Annotated in this window: 18 protein-coding genes, 3 tRNA genes and 1 pseudogene; 16 read left to right on the top strand and 6 right to left on the bottom strand. The window is 60.9% G+C overall.

The genetic code is table 11. The features are described 5' to 3' along the window. Nucleotides 1–775 precede the first annotated feature (775 nt). Nucleotides 776–1,195, top strand: a complete 420-nt coding sequence (locus JXQ94_RS14065; RefSeq protein ID WP_421924412.1) for a hypothetical protein — start codon at nt 776–778, stop codon at nt 1,193–1,195. An 88-nt stretch (nt 1,196–1,283) separates the two neighbouring features. Next, nucleotides 1,284–1,370 (top strand): annotated as a pseudogene (locus JXQ94_RS14060) (IS6 family transposase); the annotation flags it as partial. Nucleotides 1,371–1,442: 72 nt separating this feature from the next. On the opposite strand, the gene JXQ94_RS14055 reads toward JXQ94_RS14060, so the two are convergent. After that, a complete protein-coding gene (locus tag JXQ94_RS14055; protein WP_421924411.1) occupies nt 1,443–1,790 on the bottom strand; it encodes a hypothetical protein in 348 nt (115 codons plus the stop codon). A gap of 90 nt (nt 1,791–1,880) precedes the next feature. On the opposite strand from JXQ94_RS14055, the gene JXQ94_RS14050 reads away from it, so the two are divergent. Both JXQ94_RS14050 and JXQ94_RS14045 read left to right on the top strand, forming a co-directional pair. Further along, entirely contained in the window at nt 1,881–2,549 is a 669-nt protein-coding gene (locus JXQ94_RS14050) for a transposase (protein ID WP_421924410.1), read from the top strand. Between the two features lie 169 nt (nt 2,550–2,718). After that, entirely contained in the window at nt 2,719–2,964 is a 246-nt protein-coding gene (locus JXQ94_RS14045) for a hypothetical protein (protein WP_421924409.1), read from the top strand. Nucleotides 2,965–3,339: 375 nt separating this feature from the next. Here the strand turns inward: JXQ94_RS14045 and JXQ94_RS14040 are convergent. Further along, nucleotides 3,340–3,415 (bottom strand) — tRNA-Thr (locus JXQ94_RS14040). Between the two features lie 85 nt (nt 3,416–3,500). Next, the gene (locus tag JXQ94_RS14035) at nt 3,501–3,935 is read right to left on the bottom strand and encodes a DUF1761 domain-containing protein (protein WP_421924408.1); all 435 of its coding nucleotides are present in this window, start codon (nt 3,933–3,935) and stop codon (nt 3,501–3,503) included. A gap of 118 nt (nt 3,936–4,053) precedes the next feature. Between JXQ94_RS14035 and metG the strand changes: the two genes are divergently transcribed. The 4 genes from metG to JXQ94_RS14015 all read left to right on the top strand — a co-directional run bounded on the left by metG (nt 4,054) and on the right by JXQ94_RS14015 (nt 7,626). Then, nucleotides 4,054–5,766, top strand: coding sequence for a methionine--tRNA ligase (gene metG / locus JXQ94_RS14030; RefSeq protein WP_421924407.1), 1,713 nt, complete (start codon nt 4,054–4,056; stop codon nt 5,764–5,766). 141 nt (nt 5,767–5,907) lie between these two features. Further along, the gene (locus tag JXQ94_RS14025) at nt 5,908–6,315 is read left to right on the top strand and encodes a hypothetical protein (RefSeq protein WP_421924406.1); all 408 of its coding nucleotides are present in this window, start codon (nt 5,908–5,910) and stop codon (nt 6,313–6,315) included. Between the two features lie 77 nt (nt 6,316–6,392). Next, complete coding sequence (locus JXQ94_RS14020; RefSeq protein ID WP_421924405.1) at nt 6,393–7,319, top strand: peptidylprolyl isomerase; 927 nt, start codon at nt 6,393–6,395, stop codon at nt 7,317–7,319. A gap of 7 nt (nt 7,320–7,326) precedes the next feature. Further along, complete coding sequence (locus tag JXQ94_RS14015; protein ID WP_421924404.1) at nt 7,327–7,626, top strand: hypothetical protein; 300 nt, start codon at nt 7,327–7,329, stop codon at nt 7,624–7,626. Here JXQ94_RS14015 and JXQ94_RS14010 read toward each other — a convergent pair whose 3' ends face one another. Both JXQ94_RS14010 and JXQ94_RS14005 read right to left on the bottom strand, forming a co-directional pair. After that, nucleotides 7,627–8,352, bottom strand: coding sequence for an ABC transporter permease (locus JXQ94_RS14010; RefSeq protein ID WP_421924403.1), 726 nt, complete (start codon nt 8,350–8,352; stop codon nt 7,627–7,629). Beyond that, nucleotides 8,349–9,278: an ABC transporter ATP-binding protein gene (locus JXQ94_RS14005; RefSeq protein ID WP_421924402.1), complete on the bottom strand. Its 930-nt coding sequence runs from the start codon at nt 9,276–9,278 to the stop codon at nt 8,349–8,351. Before JXQ94_RS14005 ends, JXQ94_RS14010 begins: the two co-directional genes overlap by 4 nt. Before the next feature lie 166 nt (nt 9,279–9,444). Between JXQ94_RS14005 and JXQ94_RS14000 the strand changes: the two genes are divergently transcribed. The 5 genes from JXQ94_RS14000 (at nt 9,445) to JXQ94_RS13980 (ending at nt 14,250) form a co-directional block, all read left to right on the top strand. Beyond that, nucleotides 9,445–10,803: a M20 metallopeptidase family protein gene (locus JXQ94_RS14000; RefSeq protein WP_421924401.1), complete on the top strand. Its 1,359-nt coding sequence runs from the start codon at nt 9,445–9,447 to the stop codon at nt 10,801–10,803. 4 nt (nt 10,804–10,807) lie between these two features. Then, nucleotides 10,808–11,206: a RidA family protein gene (locus JXQ94_RS13995; RefSeq protein WP_421924400.1), complete on the top strand. Its 399-nt coding sequence runs from the start codon at nt 10,808–10,810 to the stop codon at nt 11,204–11,206. Nucleotides 11,207–11,230: 24 nt separating this feature from the next. Beyond that, nucleotides 11,231–11,836 carry a glutathione S-transferase family protein gene (locus JXQ94_RS13990; protein ID WP_421924399.1) on the top strand — a complete coding sequence of 202 codons (606 nt, stop codon included), beginning with the start codon at nt 11,231–11,233 and terminating at the stop codon, nt 11,834–11,836. Between the two features lie 68 nt (nt 11,837–11,904). Then, the gene (locus tag JXQ94_RS13985; protein WP_421924398.1) at nt 11,905–13,089 is read left to right on the top strand and encodes a DUF819 domain-containing protein; all 1,185 of its coding nucleotides are present in this window, start codon (nt 11,905–11,907) and stop codon (nt 13,087–13,089) included. Between the two features lie 153 nt (nt 13,090–13,242). Then, on the top strand, nt 13,243–14,250 hold the full coding sequence (locus JXQ94_RS13980) for a GIN domain-containing protein (protein ID WP_421924397.1): 1,008 nt from the start codon (nt 13,243–13,245) through the stop codon (nt 14,248–14,250). A 38-nt stretch (nt 14,251–14,288) separates the two neighbouring features. Here JXQ94_RS13980 and rlmB read toward each other — a convergent pair whose 3' ends face one another. Further along, nucleotides 14,289–15,089, bottom strand: coding sequence for a 23S rRNA (guanosine(2251)-2'-O)-methyltransferase RlmB (rlmB, locus tag JXQ94_RS13975; protein ID WP_421924396.1), 801 nt, complete (start codon nt 15,087–15,089; stop codon nt 14,289–14,291). Between the two features lie 144 nt (nt 15,090–15,233). Between rlmB and JXQ94_RS13970 the strand changes: the two genes are divergently transcribed. The 3 genes from JXQ94_RS13970 to JXQ94_RS13960 all read left to right on the top strand — a co-directional run bounded on the left by JXQ94_RS13970 (nt 15,234) and on the right by JXQ94_RS13960 (nt 16,056). Beyond that, a tRNA-Tyr gene (locus JXQ94_RS13970) sits at nt 15,234–15,318 on the top strand. 189 nt (nt 15,319–15,507) lie between these two features. Continuing rightward, a complete protein-coding gene (locus JXQ94_RS13965; protein WP_421924413.1) occupies nt 15,508–15,768 on the top strand; it encodes a GIY-YIG nuclease family protein in 261 nt (86 codons plus the stop codon). 214 nt (nt 15,769–15,982) lie between these two features. Further along, nucleotides 15,983–16,056, top strand: a tRNA-Gly gene (locus JXQ94_RS13960). Nucleotides 16,057–16,283 lie beyond the last annotated feature (227 nt).

Here is a 16,283-nt window from a genome sequence, read left to right as displayed (position 1 = left end):
GCCCTTGACCTGAAGAAGCGGATACGGCGAGGTCACGGCAAGCGGTCTATGGTGCGTTGTGCGCCTGCGGCGCGGGGGTGAGCGGGATTAATTGTGTCTGTCCCGATTTCTCTGTCTGTCCCGATTTCTCGAGGTGTAGAAGCCTTCAATCGCGCGGCCGCGATTTCTTCACAAGAAGACGTTACTTTGGCGGAAACGCTCCTCTACGTCGCGCAAAGCAACTACGAAAATCTTGGGCGAGATGTGGCAGTTGGCGGAGCGACCACAGCGGTTGTTCTTGCTGTGAGCTACGGTGGATGGACCTGCGCGACTGGCGGGTGCCAGGCAGCAGGACTTTTTTTGATGGAAGCAATTGCGGCCGAGTCCGCGGGAACCCTCGGCTTGGCCTCATATGGTGCGTACGCGGGCGTAACGGGAACTTTGGCGACTCGTTTTGGCGGCGAAGGTGTTGGAAAACTAGGGTACCTGTTTGGGCGACTCAATAGTGGGGATCCGAGCAATATCGCGAAATCGCTTGAACGTGGTGAGCTTTTCGGGTTCACCCTTGGATTTAGTACCGACCAAGGATTAGCGACTGCGTTGACAGGCCATTTGGGAGACAATTTGGATAGCGCGGTGATTTGGACGAATAGGCACGGAGTTGAAATGGTAACGGTGCAGGGAAACATAACTGGTCCAAGTGGTCGAACTCGTTCCATTTCCTCGAGCTGGAGGCGAACTGAGGACGGTATCTACCATCTCGTAACGGCCAACCAAATTGATAGGCTTGATTAGCATGTTGGAAGTCACACGAATTGTATCTAAACAAGAGAAAATATTTCTCTGGTTTTCAGGTGAACACGACTTTCTAGTGCTCCCCCATCAAGGAGAATTTGATGTAAAGATTGCTTCTATAAATTTTGACACCATAGTTTGTAGTAACAATATATATGCGATTAAAACTAAGCAGGAGTGGGTTAAGGGGGATGTGAGATACCCAATTATTGGTGCAGAATTAGTCCACGGATCTTTATGCATAATGCATGAGCTGGGTGTAACCGTATTGGATAATTTTGGCGTCACACGATCTGAAATATTATTGGGCGAGCCTGCCTATGCATATACCGTTGAGCCTTCCCGTATTTGCTTTAAGTGCGTCGATGGCTCTATGGAAGACATCCCCTTGTCTGACGTTGTCGATTCAAGCGGGAGTTAAAAATAGTCGGGGACATTTACCGTTTTTCACGGCGTTGTCAGATTAAACTCGGCTTGAGTGCGTCGTCGTGATTTCGTAACGTTTTCCGATGCGTAACCCGTTCCGATATTTCAAAACGTCACCTGAGATTATCCGCCTCGCGGTGATGATGTATGTCCGGTTCCCGCTCTCGCTTCCAAGAAACTGGGACAGACACATTTTTCCCGTTCATTCTCTTAAGAAACTGGGACAGACACATTTTTCCCGTTCATTCTGTCGCTTTCTTGAGTGGTCGGCCGCGTGGTTTGGGCCGCAGGTCACGGCCTGATTTGGTTTCCAGTGCTGAAATCCAATCATCCGCTCCCATCGGATAGCCGGTCCCGGTAAAGTATCCGATCCGGGCTTCGATGGCCGGGTCCAGGCCTTGGTACAGATAGGCATTCCAGTCGGGAATGCGCTCCAGGAAGGGCACCGCCGACAAGAGCGGATCGGGTTCGCCGGTGAGGTGGGCGCGGGCACTCGACCAAGGCCAGTCCCGGGCTTGCTGACATAGCTTTGCCTTCACCGGATTCAGCTCGACATAGCGTACGGCGATCAGTGCATGGGCCTCGTCCATGGCGCTCAAAAAAAATGGTGACAGGCACCTATTAACTCCAGATTACACTTATAAATTGTATCGACGCAGTTCTCGCGTTATGCTTGGAGCATGCCGCGCCGTGCTCGCATCGTTCTGCCGGGATATCCGCACCATATTACCCAGCGTGGCAACCGTCGGCAGGAAACATTCTTCGACGATGCCGATTACGCGCTTTATCTCGACCTGCTGGCGCGTCATGTCGGGTCGCAGGGCATGGCGTGCTGGGCGTGGTGTTTGATGCCCAATCATGTCCATCTCGTCCTTGTGCCACGCAGAGCGGATGACCTGGCGGCTGTCATGCAGCGTGTGCATCAGGCCTATACCCGTGAGGTCAACGCGCGTGAGGGCTGGAGCGGATGCCTGTGGCAGGGACGGTTTGCCTCCTATGCGATGGATGAGGCACATTGCCTGGCGGCGATCCGCTATGTCGAGCTCAATCCGGTCAAGGCGCGCTTGGTATCGCGGGCACAGGATTGGGTCTGGTCAAGCGCGTCGGCGCATGTAAGCGGGGCGCATGATCCGCTGCTGGCTCGACCAGAATTTCTCGAGCGCATCCCGGATTGGCAGCGTTATCTTGAGGCCGCATTGCCACCGGATATCGAGGCGCGGATTGGTCATTTTGACGGGCCGGGCTATCCGAAGGGAGAGCCCAGCTGGTTGGCCCGATTAGAAACAAAGTTGCAGCGTGAGCTGCGCCCGAAACCAAAAGGCAGACCGCAGCGTGAAGCCGGTGATTAAGTGGTCTCAGGGATAAATGGTGCCTGTCACCATTTATCCCTGTGTTTGTCGTCCCGACCAACCAGCCATTGCCAGTTCGAAACCGTATCATTGCGGCTGGAAGCAACGAATAAGGGGTTGCGATATGCGATATGCAGAAGTCCGATATTCTCCTGGATCCGATTTGCCTGTGTCCAAGATTTTCTACGAAATCGACGACAACGATGATGTGTTGAGATTGGTAAGTTTTGACAGCGTGGACGGCCTTTCAAGAGAAGCATTGTCGGACTTCCCCTTGGCTAAAAGCAGTTTGTTGGAGGCCGCATTTCCGGCTGATGAAAGTTTCTGCTTGGAAAGCAGCGAGGGGCCGATTTTCTCGACTATAACCGAGGCAGAGTTTGCGCGTGTTTGGGAACTAGCGGCACCATCAGATTAAATCGGGGACAGAGTGAATAACCGGGACAGACACAATTAATCCTCCCAACCAGCCCGCATAAGTTGTATTTTCCCGATATGAATTAAACGGGGACACGTACCGTTTTTCACTAGCGCGCCTGTACCCCCGCGCCCAGGCGCAAACCCATCCAAAAACCGCTTGCCGAGAAATCGCCGTATCCGGTTCTTCAGGTCAAGGGCCCGCAGGGCCGCTTCGCGGTTTCACCCTTGAGCTGAAGAAGCGGATACGGCCTGCTGGCTGACAAGCGATTGATGGACAGCTCCGCGCGTTGGCGCGCGTCACATCCAATTCGACCAGCCACAGAAAGCGCAGGGCGTACCGCGGCGCCATCCATGCATCCAATCGCGAAAAATCTGGTGCCGGCTGAGGGACTCGAACCCCCGACCCCCTGATTACAAATCAGGTGCTCTACCAGCTGAGCTAAGCCGGCATCCAGAAACGGTCTGATACGCGGGCGGGCGTGGCTCGACAAGTGTTTGCTGCAACCACGCCCGGCTTTGTTGCAGGGGCGCGTGTCAGTCCTTGGCGGCGACGCCGTCGAGAACGGTCAGCAGGGCGGCCATGACGATGAAGCCGGTCAGGGTGTGGGCGCCGTCGACGATCAGCAGCATGACCGGTTGCAGGGCGTAGATCATGTCATAGCTCATCGTGGTGACGACAAAGCCGGCCCACAGGAAGACGGCCCATTTGATGGCCCCCATCATGCCGTCGGCCTTCAGCGCCTTCAGCGCGAAACCGAGGACGCCGGCGAAAATGATCGACAACAGGAAGCCAATCCCCATGGTCATCCCCATCGCGGTTTCCATGCGCGCCAGGTCGGCCTCATCAAAACCCCACAACCCCATCCACAAGTCGGCGAAGAGCACGCCGTAGAAGAGCGCGCCCACCATCCAGAATGCGAGCCCGGCGACGAGCGTCGCCAGGATGTTCAAACCGAAAATTCGCGGCATTTCCTGTTTCCTCCCCAAGGCAGGGCTTGTATGTCTCGCCCTGTAAGGCAAGCCTTCAGGGCTCGCCTTTCACGCGAACACATTACTCCGAAATCCGCGCAAGAGAAGAATTCCGATTATGGCCCGTATACTGATCACCAGCGCTCTGCCCTACATCAATGGCGTCAAGCATTTGGGCAATCTGGCCGGGTCGATGTTGCCGGCCGATGTCTATGCGCGTTTCCAGCGCCTGCGCGGTCATGACGTGCTCTATGTCTGTGCCACCGACGAGCACGGCACGCCGGCCGAGCTGGCGGCTGACGCGGCGGGCATGGATGTGCGCGCCTATTGCGACGAGCAGCACGATATCCAGAAGCGCTCGGGCGAGGGATTTTCGCTGAGCTATGACTATTTTGGCCGGACGTCGAACGCGCCGAATATCCGTCTGACCCAGCATTTCGCGGCTGTGCTGGAAGACAAGGGGCTGATTGCCGAGCGGGTCGAGGAACAGGTCTTCTCGATCGATGATGATCGCTTCCTGCCGGATCGCTATGTCGAGGGCACGTGTCCGCATTGCGGTTTCGAGCGTGCGCGCGGCGATCAGTGCGACAGCTGCGGCCGTCTGCTCGAGCCGACCGATCTGAAAGAACCCTATTCCAAGATTTCCGGCTCGAAGAATTTGGAAGTGCGCGAGACCAAGCATCTCCATCTCGTGCAGACGCAGATGGAAACGCGGATCCGCGACTGGGTCGATGCGTCGACGGAATGGCCGAGCCTGGCAAAGTCGATTGCCTATAAATGGCTGGACGAAGGACTGCGCGATCGCTCGATCACCCGGGACCTCAAATGGGGTGTGCCGGTGGCGCAGGGCGGGCAGGCCCGGGCCGGGTTTGAAGGCAAGGTCTTCTATGTCTGGTTCGATGCCCCGATCGGCTATATCGGCGCCACGGTCGAGTGGGCCGAGGCGGGCGGGGGCGACTGGGAGAGCTGGTGGCGCACCGACAAGGGCGCCGACGACGTCACCTATGTCCAGTTCATGGGCAAGGACAATGTCGCCTTCCACACCGTCTCCTTCCCCGCCACCATTCTGGGGTCCGAGGAGCCGTGGAAGACGGTCGACAAGCTGAAGGCCTTCAACTGGCTGACCTGGTATGGCGGCAAGTTCTCGACATCGGAGAAGCGTGGCGTCTTCATGGACCAGGCGCTGGACATTCTGCCGGGCGATTACTGGCGCTGGTATCTGACCGCGAATGCGCCGGAAGGCTCGGATGCGGCTTTCACCTGGGAACATTTCCAGGGGTTGATCAATTCCGACCTGGCCAATGTGCTGGGCAATTTCGTCAACCGGATCACCAAATACACCGTCTCCAAATTCGACGCGGCGCTGCCGTCAGACGGAACGCCCGGCGCGGACGAGGCCTGGATGGCGGCCGAGCTGGACCAGCGTCTGCCGGCCCTTGTCGCCAATATGGAAGCGATGGAGTTCCGCAAGGCGGCAGCCGAGGTCCGGGCCATCTGGGCTGCGGGCAATGAGTATCTCACCAAGGCCGAGCCCTGGGTGAAGTACAAGTCGGATGTGGATGCCGCGGCGGTCGGGGTTCGCACCGGTCTGAACCTGGTGGCGCTGTTCGGCATCCTCGCCCAGCCCTTCATTCCGGAAGCCGCGGCCAAGATCCTCGACGCGCTGGGCGTGCCTGACGACCGGCGCAGCTGGAATTTCGACGGCCCTGCCGCCGATCTGCTCGACGCCCTGCCGCACGGTCTGGCGATCACCCCGCCGGATGTGTTGTTTGCCAAGGTCGAAGATGCCCAGGTCGCGGAGTGGGCCGAGCGCTTCGGCGGGGCCGAATAGGGCTCCGGCTTCCGGGGCGACCGTCTCGCGCTCAGGTGGTCATGCGCCGCAAAACCCGCGAGCATCGGGCGATTTCAACCTTGTTGCGTTCCCGAACACCATGCGAAGCTGGCGACAAGCTGACATCGCGGGGGAGGCGATATGGCGATCAAGATGGAGATCGACTCGGCCAGATCGCGGATGGTCTGGACCTATAAGCAAGGTGAGCAGACCTGGCAGCATTTCCAGGATCATTTCGACGCCATGCGGGCCTCCGGCGGGCGCGCCAGCGCCTGCCGCTATCTGGTAATCGTCTACAATCGCGGGCTCGATATTTCGGCCTTTGACGCCGATGCCATGGAGCTGATGCAGAGTGAACTGTATCAGAATCACGCCGAACTGTTTGGCGAGGACGGGATGGAAAAGACGGCCTTCGTTTGCCCGGACCTGATCAACCGGCTCGCCATCGAACACTTCCTTGCCCACTCAAAGGGGCGTTTGAAGGGGGAGTTCAGGATATTTGATACCCGGCCCGAGGCCGACGCCTGGATCGACGGCGACGAAACTTGAGGCGGTCAGGGTGGTCGCAGATTGACGCGGCGCCCTGACCGGTCTGCAATGCGCCGAGCCGGTCCTGGGGAGAGGTCATGCGCCATCTGATTGCATCATTGATTGTCCTGGGTCTGGCGGCCTGTCAGACGCTGAACGAAGAAGGCTGCGGTGAGGGCAGCTGCGATGCGCTGGCCGACACCGATGTGAGCGCCCGCCAGCCTGTTTTCACGGATCTGCCCGACTGGCGCCCGGTCGCCGCGAATGATCTCCTGTTGATCGAGGTCGAGGATGGCATGATTGCCATCGAGCTGGCGGACTGGATTGCGCCAGATCATGCCGAGCGCATGCGAGAGGCGGCCCGGGACGGGTTCTTCGACGGGCGCAGTTTCTATCGCGTCATTGACGGTTTCGTGGCCCAGGGTGGGCGCGGCGAGGCGGCCGATTCGGTCGAGCTGCCGCAATACCCGACACTGGCAGGCGAGTTCACGGCGCCGGCGGACAGCGTCACCTTCACGCCCATGGTCGATCGGGACCTGTATGCTGCCACCGTTGGGCATGTCAGCGGATTTCCCGCGGCCATGAATGAGGCCGGGGACGAGATCTGGCCGATCCATTGCCCCGGCACGGTGGCCATGGCCCGCGGCATTGATCCCGACAGCGGTGATGTGGAGTTCTACATCGTGATCGGGCACGGCCCACGGCATCTCGATCGTATCATGACGGTGTTCGGCCGGGTGATTGACGGGATGGAGCATGTCCAGGCCCTGCGGCGCGGGGACCCGTCGGTGAATTCCGGCGTGATCGCCGACCCGCTCGCTCGTGACACCATTGTGTCAGCACGCATGGCCTCGGCCCTTCCCGAAGCGGAGCGACCGGCCTATGAGGTCATGCGCACGGACTCAGAGGCCTTCAACGCGGCCAAGATGGCCCGTCGCAACCGCACACACGACTTCTTCTTTGAAACCCCGCCACCGGTGATCGAGGCCTGTCACATGCCTGCTCCGGTGCGCCTCGCCGAATAATTGCCGAATGACCGCGACCCCTATCGACTACGCCCCGCTCGACATTGTCGGCATCGCCATGGATTGCGACGGGCTGGAGGCGCTGACCCCGCCGCTGCAATTCGCCGCCGCTTCGAATGACCCGTGGATGGTCAATGCCGGCATTCTGGCGATCGGCCATGCCGCACGGCGTTTCAAGGCTTATCCGGGCTCATTGAAGGATGCGCTTTGGGCCCGCATCCATGACTTCCCGCAGGCCGAACAATTGCGCCCGGCCTGCCTCGCCGCGCAGGATGATATCCGCCACTTCAAGGCCAAGGCGGTCTGATCAGCCCCAGTCGCGTCGACTCATCCAGATGATGGCGAGCGCAAAGACGATGATGCCGCCAATACCCCCCATCATGACGGCCAGATCGCCGCGACTGCCTTCGCTGGCGAGGACATTCACAGGCATCAGCCAGGGGAAGTAGAGGCCCTGCTCGGCACTGGTCGCGGCGACGGCAACGAAAGTCCCGCCAATTCCGATCGAGACCGGCGCGGCAAAACTGCGAAAGCGCATGGCGAGAGTCCACTGGATTGCCATGACCAGCAGGCCGGCAATGAACATCTTGCCATAGAGCTGCAAGGCGAGGCCCGGGTCGAACTGGCCGGCAATCTCGAGGTCGTCGCCCAGTTGCAGGCCGACCGGCACGCTGGCCCAGCCCGCGAGGGCGACCGCACAGCTGACCACCGCCATCAGGCCGAGTGTGACCAGGACCTTCGCCGCGAAGACCTGCCAGCGAGGAACCGGCAGGGCGAGCGTGTGTGACCAGGTATTCGGTCCATGTTCCAGTTGGGCAATGAGGGCGGTGATCCCGATCACGCTCATTGGCAGGAGGAAGAAGGCCCAGATGGCGGACCCGGCCATGGTCTGCATCGTCCATTCTTCTGGTCCGTTGCCGCTGGCGACGATGAGAACGCCCAGGGCAAAGACCATGACCGGCGGTGTGGCGGCGACCAGCAAAACGAGAGAGCGCCGCAGTTTCAGCGCTTCGGCGATCAGTGCGTTGATCATGCGGCATCCTCCGGCTGGGCGGTGAGGGTCATGAAAGTGGTTTCCAGATCCGCGCGCTCCAGACGCAACTCGCTGACCGCACATCCGGCCGCGTGCAGGGCGGCGTTGAGTGCGGCGGCGCGCTTTGTCGTCAGCGCGTCAGCATCGGCGAGGGTGAAGCGGTCGCCTTCACGGATCGCATTGGCGAAACCGGCCTCGGCGATCACCGCTGCGGCACGATCGGACGGGCTGGCCTCGACGATCAGGCGCGGCGTCTGCTGCCGCGAGAGATCATCCAGCGATCCGTCGAACAACACCCGGCCGTGTTGTAGCAGGCCGACATGAGTGGCGATCTGCTCGACTTCGGAGAGGAGGTGGCTGGACATGAAAATCGTTGCGCCGGTGCGGGTCGGCAGATCACGGATCAAGGCGCGCATGTCACGTATTCCGGCCGGGTCTAGCCCATTGGTCGGCTCGTCGAGGATGAGGAGGCGTGGTTCGGCGAGCAGGGCGCGGGCCAGGCCCATGCGTTGTTTCATGCCGAGCGAATAATGCCCGACCCGCCGTTTGGCGGCATCGCGCATGTCGACCAGTTCCAGCGCCTTGTCGATCTGGGCCGGTCTGGCTCCGATCAGGCGGCGGGTGACATCGAGGTTCTCGCGGCCGGTGAGATTGGGGAAAAGCGCGGGTGTTTCGATCACCGCGCCCACACTGGCGAGAGCCTTGCGGCGGTTTCGCTTCAGATCATGGCCGCCAATAGCGACCCGACCGGATTGCGGTGTGAGCAGGCCCATGGCGCAGCGGATCGCGGTGGTCTTGCCGGCGCCATTGGGCCCGAGGAAGCCGTAAATCGCGCCGGACGGGATGGCGAGGTCGACCCCGTCGAGCGCGGTCAGCTTGCCATATCGCAGGGTTACGCCCTGCAGGGTGAGAACGGTTTCAGTCATGTCGCCAATAGGGCGCCGGCGCGGCGCGGCTGGCAAGAATGCGGCGCGGTGATCCGGGCGGGATTGTGGGAAAGCCGGTCCCTCCCGTCTTTCACGGAGCCGAGGCGTTGACCTTTGCCTGCGAGCTGGGTCGAATGGCGTCAACTCAATGAGGGGAAGTTTGATCATGAAACGCCATCTGATGTCGGCCGCCGCGGCCGTCACGCTTGCTCTGGCTGCCCAGCCGACCGCATTCGCCCTGCAGGAGGCGGCTGACGAGGACGCGCTTCGCACAGCGATCACCGCCGATTATGACGGCTATCTGGAAGAGCTTTACCAGCACTTCCACGCTCATCCGGAACTCTCACACCAGGAATTCGAGACTGCGGCCCGCCTGGCGGCCGAGCTCGAGGCACTGGGCTTCGACGTCACCGAGGGCGTTGGCGGGACCGGCATCGTGGCGGTGATGGAAAATGGCGAGGGGCCGACCCTCATGCTGCGGGCGGACATGGACGGCCTGCCGGTCCCGGAACAGACCGGCCTGTCCTATGCCTCGACCGATACCGATGTAGACCATCGCGGGGTCGAAAATCCTGTCATGCATGCCTGCGCCCACGATACGCACATGACCGCTCTGGTCGGCGCGGCCCGACAGCTGGTCGAGCGCACCGATGAATGGTCCGGCACGCTGGTCCTGATCGGTCAGCCGGCCGAGGAGCTGGGCGAGGGGGCCGTGGCGATGATCGAGGACGGCCTGTTCGAACGCTTCCCGCTGCCGGATTTCAACATCTCTTTCCATACTTTCTCGGCCATTCCGACCGGCACCATCACCTATGTCCCTGGCTATGCCATGGCCAATGTTGATTCGGTCGATATCTATGTTCAGGGGCGCGGCGGCCATGGGGCCTATCCGCACACCACCAAGGATCCGATCTATCTCGCCTCCCAGATCGTCGTGTCGCTGCAATCGCTTGTGTCGCGCGAAGTTTCGCCGCTGGAGCCAGCTGTTGTGACAGTCGGAGCCTTCAATGCCGGCACCAAACACAACATCATCTCCGACAATGCGCATCTCCAGCTGACGGTTCGCTCCTATACGGATGATGTGCGCGCCCAGCTCCTGTCTGGCATCGAGCGCATCGCCGCCAACCAGGCCGCCTCCTATGGCCTGACACCGGAAGAGTATCCGCGCGTCGAGATCGAGGAGACCTACACGCCGGCTCTGTACAACAACCCGGAACTGGCAGCCCGCGCGGTGGACGCGATGCGGGACCGGTTCGGGGCTGATAATGTGGTTGAGGCCTCGCCGGTCATGGGCGGCGAGGACTACTCGCAATATCACCGCACCGAGCACAACATCCCGACCTTCATGTTCTGGGTCGGCGGCACCACCCAGGAAACCCTGGATGATTATACCGCCCGCGGTCTTGTCCCGCCGTCCAACCACTCGCCCTTCTTCGCACCGGATGACCCGCGGGGCTCGATTACCCAGGCAACCGAAGCGATGACCGCAGTGGCGCTGGATATTCTGGACGCCGGCGCCGAGTAGGGCTGTGGTCGACAACACACGTCGCGCCTTTACCGGCGCCCGCTGGGAAAGCCAGGTCGGGTATTGCCGTGCCATTCGGCGCGGCAATCTCGCCTGGGTGACCGGCACGGTCTCGCTGGATGCTGAGGGGCAGCCCGTCGCCGTCGGCGATCCTGAGGGGCAGGCGCGGCGCTGTCTCGAAATCATCGACGCGTCCCTGACCGATCTGGGCGGTTCGATCCGGGACGTCGTGCGAACCCGCATGTTCGTGACCGATATTGACCATTGGGAAGCGTTTGGCCGGGCGCATGCTGCGGTCTTCGCCGACCATCCGCCAACCACCAGCATGATCGAGATTTCGCGCTTCATCGGTCCGGACTTCCTGATCGAGATCGAAGCCGATGCCTGTTTCGAGAACAACTGACCACGCCGCGCTTTGGAGACGACGATGACTGATCTCACCCTCTATTTCTGCCCGCGGACACGCAGCTTTCACGCGTTGTGGATGCTCGAGGAGATTGGCGAGCCCTACGATCTGCGTGTGGTCAATATCCGTGATGATATTCAGTCAGAGGCCTATGGTGCGGTCAATCCGATGCGCAAGGTTCCGGCGCTCGAAGTGGATGGCGAGCTGATCACGGAGAGCCCGGCCATTTGCGCCTGGCTGGCGGATCGTTTTCCCGAGAAGGGCCTGGCCCCTGCGATGGATGCGCCGGGGCGAGGCAGTTACCTGCGTTGGCTCTTCTTTGCGGGATCGGTGATCGAGCCGGCCTTCATCGACAAGGCCATGTCGCGTGAAACGCCGCGCCAGACAGCCGGCTGGGGCGATCTCGCCTCGGTCAAGGCGAGTCTGGTCCAGGCTCTGGACGGCCGGGAGTATCTGGTCGGCGATCATTTCACGGCGGCCGATTTGATGATTGGCTCGACGCTGAATTTCATGATGAATTTCAACCTGCTCGAGCGGGTCGAACCGTTCGCGCCCTATGTCGGCCGGCTGGTAGCACGCCCGGCCTTCAAGCGCGCCATGGCGCGCGAAACCGAATTGGCGGGGTGAGGGGTGATCGTTGATTGCGGACAGCATAGCCCGCGTCTAGGGTCGCTCCAGATTTTGAGGGGAAGTCCATGTCTTTGATTCCGGCTGATAATGCCATCGCGTCGGTTGCTGCGCTCTTTGCAATTGCCGGGGCGGGCTTCCTCATGGAGAAGACCCGTATCGGAGCCCTTTTGACGGGCGCGGTCTGGGCGATCCTGTTCGCTATCATCGCCTCGAATATCGGTCTCATTCCTCAGGACTCGGAGGGCTATTCGTTTGTTTTCCGCTATTTTGTCCCGATCCTGATCCCGCTTTTCCTCATGAAGGCCGATCTCCGGAAGATTTTCTTCGAGACCGGGCGGATGGCTGGCGCGTTCGCACTCGCTGCTGTCGGCACCGTCGCCGGCGCTGTCATTGCCTTTTCGCTTATCGCCCTGCCCGACTATGACACAGGCGTCCGCACGGCCGATATGGTGTCCCGCGAGTCAGCGGCGGTCGGCGCTTTTATCGCGACCTATATCGGTGGGTCGGTGAATTATGCGGCCCTCGTGGACGTCACCGGGCTTGGCCAGGCGGATCCGGACTTTGTCTCCAGTGCGACCGCGGTCGACAATCTCTTCTCCGGCCTATTCCTCGCACTTCTCGCCGTCATGCCCGGCGTGAGCTGGATTGCGTCACGCTTCGTTACCCGGGATCATTCCGAGGGCGAAGTCGTGGTTGAAGAGGAGACCGGGAAGGTCACCGCGGCGACGCTGGCCTACTCGATTGCCTTTGCCCTGATCGTTGTCGCGCTGGGGGATGCGGTCACGGCGCTCCTCTCGAGCCAGTTCGGAGACGGGGCGGGCAATTGGCGCTATGCGATCATTACGGTGCTTGCCCTGATCCCGGCCACGGCCTTTCCAAAGGTGATGGCCAAGCTGCATGGCGGCTATGAAATCGGTGTCGCCCTGAGTTTCGTCTTCTTCGCAGCGATTGCGGCAGGTGCGGATGTGGTCGGTCTGGTGCAGTCGGCGCCGATCTTGATCCTCATCATCGGCATCCTGCTTTTGGTTCACGGTCTGGTGGTCTTTGGACTGGGGTCGCTCCTGCGCTTTTCGCTGCCGGAACTGATCACCGCCTCGAATGCCGCTATTCTCGGCGCGACCACCGCGCCGGCGCTCGCCGCTGCCAAGGGCTGGAAGGATCTGGTCACACCTGGCGTCCTCGTTGGTGTCGTGGGCTATGCGGTGGGCACGATCATCGCGACCTTCATCTTCCAGATCTGGCCGGGCTGACCCGCCTGACACGTCCTCGCCCGTTCAGGATTACCTCACTGTCATGTCCCGGACAGTGAGGGGCAGGGGTGTGGCCGACATTATCCGCAGGCGCTTTGCATCCGAATTGTAGTCGGCGTGCATCCGGGGGATAGATCGCAAAAGGGACGACCGATGAAAAAGACAATTCTTCTTGCAACCAGCGCCGCCGCGATGGTCGGCATGGCGCTCGTGTCGATGTCCGCCGGGGCTGCCCAGTTGAGTGGTGCCGCGCAAAGCTATTCCGGTGATCGACTGGAAATCGAGAATTTCGTGGGACGGATCGAAATCCGGACCGGCAGCTCGGACAGCATTTCGGTCGCGATGACCAATGCGGGCGGCCATGTCGCGGATCCGAGCGTTTCCGATAGCGGTTCGACGGTTCGCATTGATGGTGGGCTCAGCCTGCGCCGCACCAATTGCAACACCCGCAACGATACGATGACGATCGGCCTCAATGGGGGCCGCCGCCACAATATCGACGAGTATCCGAGCCTGGTCATTACCGCTCCGGCCTCGCTGGCGCTCGAGCTGAGCGACAGCGCCTTCATCGGGTCGGCCGGCGATATGCGGACGGTCGATATCAATATGAGCAGCTGTGGCCGTTTCGACCTTGGCGATATTGATGAGGATGCCCGTATCCGCATCAGCGGTTCCGGCGACATCACTGCCGGCACGATTGGCGGCGATACCGCGATCAGCATCAATGGCTCCGGCGACATTACGACCCGCGCCATTGCCCGCAATGCCGACGTCTCGATCAATGGCTCCGGTGATGTCGTGACTGGCGATGTCGGCGGCGATGCCGACGTGAACATCAATGGTTCTGGCGATGTCGAGTTTGGCCGTGTGGCCGGCCTGTCCGTCGGCGTGTCCGGCTCCGGCGATGTGGAAGCCGCGAGCATGGATGGCGCTTTCCATTCGCGCATTTCCGGTTCCGGTGACATCGCGGTTCATGGCGGCCGGGCTCAGCCCTTCGAGGCCTCAATCAGCGGTTCCGGCGATATTGCCTTTGGTGGAACGGCTGTCGATGTGGTCGTGCGTGAGAATGGCGGCGGTGACGTGTCCATCTCCGAGATCGAGGGGAGTGTGAACTGGACTCGCAATGGCCGTACCGTGCTGCGTGTCGGCGACGTTCACTAGGCTGAATGTAGATCCCTCCGTCCCCCCCCAAGGTCGGATCATGCAGATGGCGTCTCGTCTTTGACGGGGCGCCATTTTGCTGCCTCGTAGAGCGCGATGGCGGCGGCGTTGGAAACATTCAGGCTCTCGACTTCGCCCGTCATCGGGATACGCACCAGCTGGTCACAGGCTTCGGCGACACGCGGGCGCAGGCCCTTGTCCTCGGACCCCATGACGAGCACCAGGCCCGGGCCCCAGCCCTTGCCATCAGGCGCGGCCAGCGCCGGTGACAGATCGAGTTCAGCCTCGCCGGCCAGACCCAGTACATGTCGGCCCGCCTTGCGGAATTCCAGAAGGGTATCGGCGATGTTGGTGACGCGGACATGGGCTACACGCTCGGCAGCGCCAACCGCGCTCTTGCAGACCGTCCCGAAAAGCGGCGGTGCCTTGCGGTCTTGCATCACGACCGCGCGAATCCCGAAGGCCGCGGCGGAGCGCAGGACGGCGCCGACATTGTGCGGGTCCGTGATCTGGTCGAGGACGAGCAGGGCGCCATGGGTCGGGTCGATGACGCCATTCACCGATTCCGGTGGCAGGGCGCGGGCGAGGGCGGCAAACCCCTGATGGACCGCGCCGTCGGGCAGGGCGTGATCAATCGCGCGGGGTTCGACCTGCTGGTGCTCGGTGCCGTCGGGCAGCTCGCGCGCGGCATTGCGGGTGACCTTCAGTTCGAGGATTTCACGACGCGTGTTGGCGACGGCAGCGAGCACGGCATGGCGGCCCCAAATCCACCCTGAATCACCTGTGCCAGAAGGCTTGGAGCGGCGGCTGTAATCGGTCCGTTTGGATGTATTGCGCATGGGAGTCTTCGTCACTATAGTCCGCGCTCCTGTTTTGGGGCGGTCACCTGATTTGCCGAGGCATAACATGCCTCTCCGCAAGCTGAGACTGTTTCTTGCAGGACACATGAAGGCCGGTTAAGCCGCGGCCTGAATGCACCCTGTGGAGGGGTGGCCGAGTGGTTAAAGGCAGCAGACTGTAAATCTGCCCGCATAGCGTACGCTGGTTCGAATCCAGCCCCCTCCACCACCCTTCGCCCTGCGGGCTTCGGGTGGCATGCCATCCGCAGCGCGCAGACGCGGCGAAGAGGTGCCCTGCGAAGCCTTGGCGTAGCAGGGCTGTTGATCCCAGCTTCCTTGGATTGTGTCAGGCGCAACCGGTTTTCGGCGTGCCGGTTCTTTCTGTACGCGATTCGTGTTAAAGGTGCTGTTTGACAAAATGCAACTTCAATGGCTTGTCGTGTTCTATGTTTATTTGATTGAGAGCTGCGATGGCGACCATCGGTATGTCGGGTTTACCGGAGACCTAGGTGCGCGAATGGCACGGCACAATAGCGGCGGTTCGGCGCACACCGCGAAGTTCAGACCGTGGAGATTGGTCACCTGTCTCGGATTTTCGCGCCGTGACCGCGCCCAAGCTTTCGAACGCTATCTCAAATCCGGTTCTGGACACGCCTTTGCCAACAAGCGGCTGTGGTGATTGCCGAGAGTTCGCCAATCTCACGGCAGTTCGCTTCGCGCACGCCTCCGATGGGGCGGCCCATCTGGGCCGACGCGCGGTCGCGCTTGCTGACTGATCGACTGAACCAAAGCTTTGTCCGGCAATCTGGTCAATGGGACTGCAACCAAGTCACAAGCCCCCCTCGACGTCTGCGCGGCTAGCGGCTAAATACGTCGCCCGTCCCTTGGGACATGCGGGTATAGCACAATGGTAGTGCAGCAGCCTTCCAAGCTGAGGATGCCGGTTCGATCCCGACTACCCGCTCCATACTTTCTCTTACATGACCGGTACGTTCTGACATTCGGCGGTGCCGTGGGGCGGGCATAGGCGCTTGGGGCTTGCCTTCTTTAGCGAGCGACGCTATCCCGCGCCGGTCTGACGGGTATGGTCTGTCCGTATCCAATGAAATCAACACATCCAAGTCTATAGCCCATCTTCTCGATCAAGATCGGCGTTCAAGAGGAAAGACCATGGCGAAGGAAAAGTTTGAGCGC

Source organism: Maricaulis maris (assembly GCF_049116555.1).
GTDB lineage: Bacteria > Pseudomonadota > Alphaproteobacteria > Caulobacterales > Maricaulaceae > Maricaulis > Maricaulis maris_C.
Note: the sequence above shows the minus strand (reverse complement) of the source record. Positions and strands in the feature narration are given on the sequence as shown.

What these genes read in the sequence shown, in the direction of transcription:
- JXQ94_RS13980 (WP_421924397.1), top strand. Translation starts at nt 13,243, where the DNA reads ATGAAAAAGACAATTCTTCTTGCAACCAGCGCCGCCGCGATGGTCGGC.
- metG (WP_421924407.1), top strand. Translation starts at nt 4,054, where the DNA reads ATGGCCCGTATACTGATCACCAGCGCTCTGCCCTACATCAATGGCGTC.
- JXQ94_RS14025 (WP_421924406.1), top strand. Translation starts at nt 5,908, where the DNA reads ATGGCGATCAAGATGGAGATCGACTCGGCCAGATCGCGGATGGTCTGG.
- JXQ94_RS14000 (WP_421924401.1), top strand. Translation starts at nt 9,445, where the DNA reads ATGAAACGCCATCTGATGTCGGCCGCCGCGGCCGTCACGCTTGCTCTG.
- JXQ94_RS14050 (WP_421924410.1), top strand. Translation starts at nt 1,881, where the DNA reads ATGCCGCGCCGTGCTCGCATCGTTCTGCCGGGATATCCGCACCATATT.
- JXQ94_RS14055 (WP_421924411.1), bottom strand. Translation starts at nt 1,790, where the DNA reads ATGGACGAGGCCCATGCACTGATCGCCGTACGCTATGTCGAGCTGAAT.
- JXQ94_RS13990 (WP_421924399.1), top strand. Translation starts at nt 11,231, where the DNA reads ATGACTGATCTCACCCTCTATTTCTGCCCGCGGACACGCAGCTTTCAC.
- JXQ94_RS13965 (WP_421924413.1), top strand. Translation starts at nt 15,508, where the DNA reads ATGCAACTTCAATGGCTTGTCGTGTTCTATGTTTATTTGATTGAGAGC.
- JXQ94_RS14015 (WP_421924404.1), top strand. Translation starts at nt 7,327, where the DNA reads ATGACCGCGACCCCTATCGACTACGCCCCGCTCGACATTGTCGGCATC.
- JXQ94_RS14065 (WP_421924412.1), top strand. Translation starts at nt 776, where the DNA reads ATGTTGGAAGTCACACGAATTGTATCTAAACAAGAGAAAATATTTCTC.
- rlmB (WP_421924396.1), bottom strand. Translation starts at nt 15,089, where the DNA reads ATGCGCAATACATCCAAACGGACCGATTACAGCCGCCGCTCCAAGCCT.
- JXQ94_RS14020 (WP_421924405.1), top strand. Translation starts at nt 6,393, where the DNA reads ATGCGCCATCTGATTGCATCATTGATTGTCCTGGGTCTGGCGGCCTGT.
- JXQ94_RS14005 (WP_421924402.1), bottom strand. Translation starts at nt 9,278, where the DNA reads ATGACTGAAACCGTTCTCACCCTGCAGGGCGTAACCCTGCGATATGGC.
- JXQ94_RS14035 (WP_421924408.1), bottom strand. Translation starts at nt 3,935, where the DNA reads ATGCCGCGAATTTTCGGTTTGAACATCCTGGCGACGCTCGTCGCCGGG.
- JXQ94_RS13985 (WP_421924398.1), top strand. Translation starts at nt 11,905, where the DNA reads ATGTCTTTGATTCCGGCTGATAATGCCATCGCGTCGGTTGCTGCGCTC.
- JXQ94_RS14010 (WP_421924403.1), bottom strand. Translation starts at nt 8,352, where the DNA reads ATGATCAACGCACTGATCGCCGAAGCGCTGAAACTGCGGCGCTCTCTC.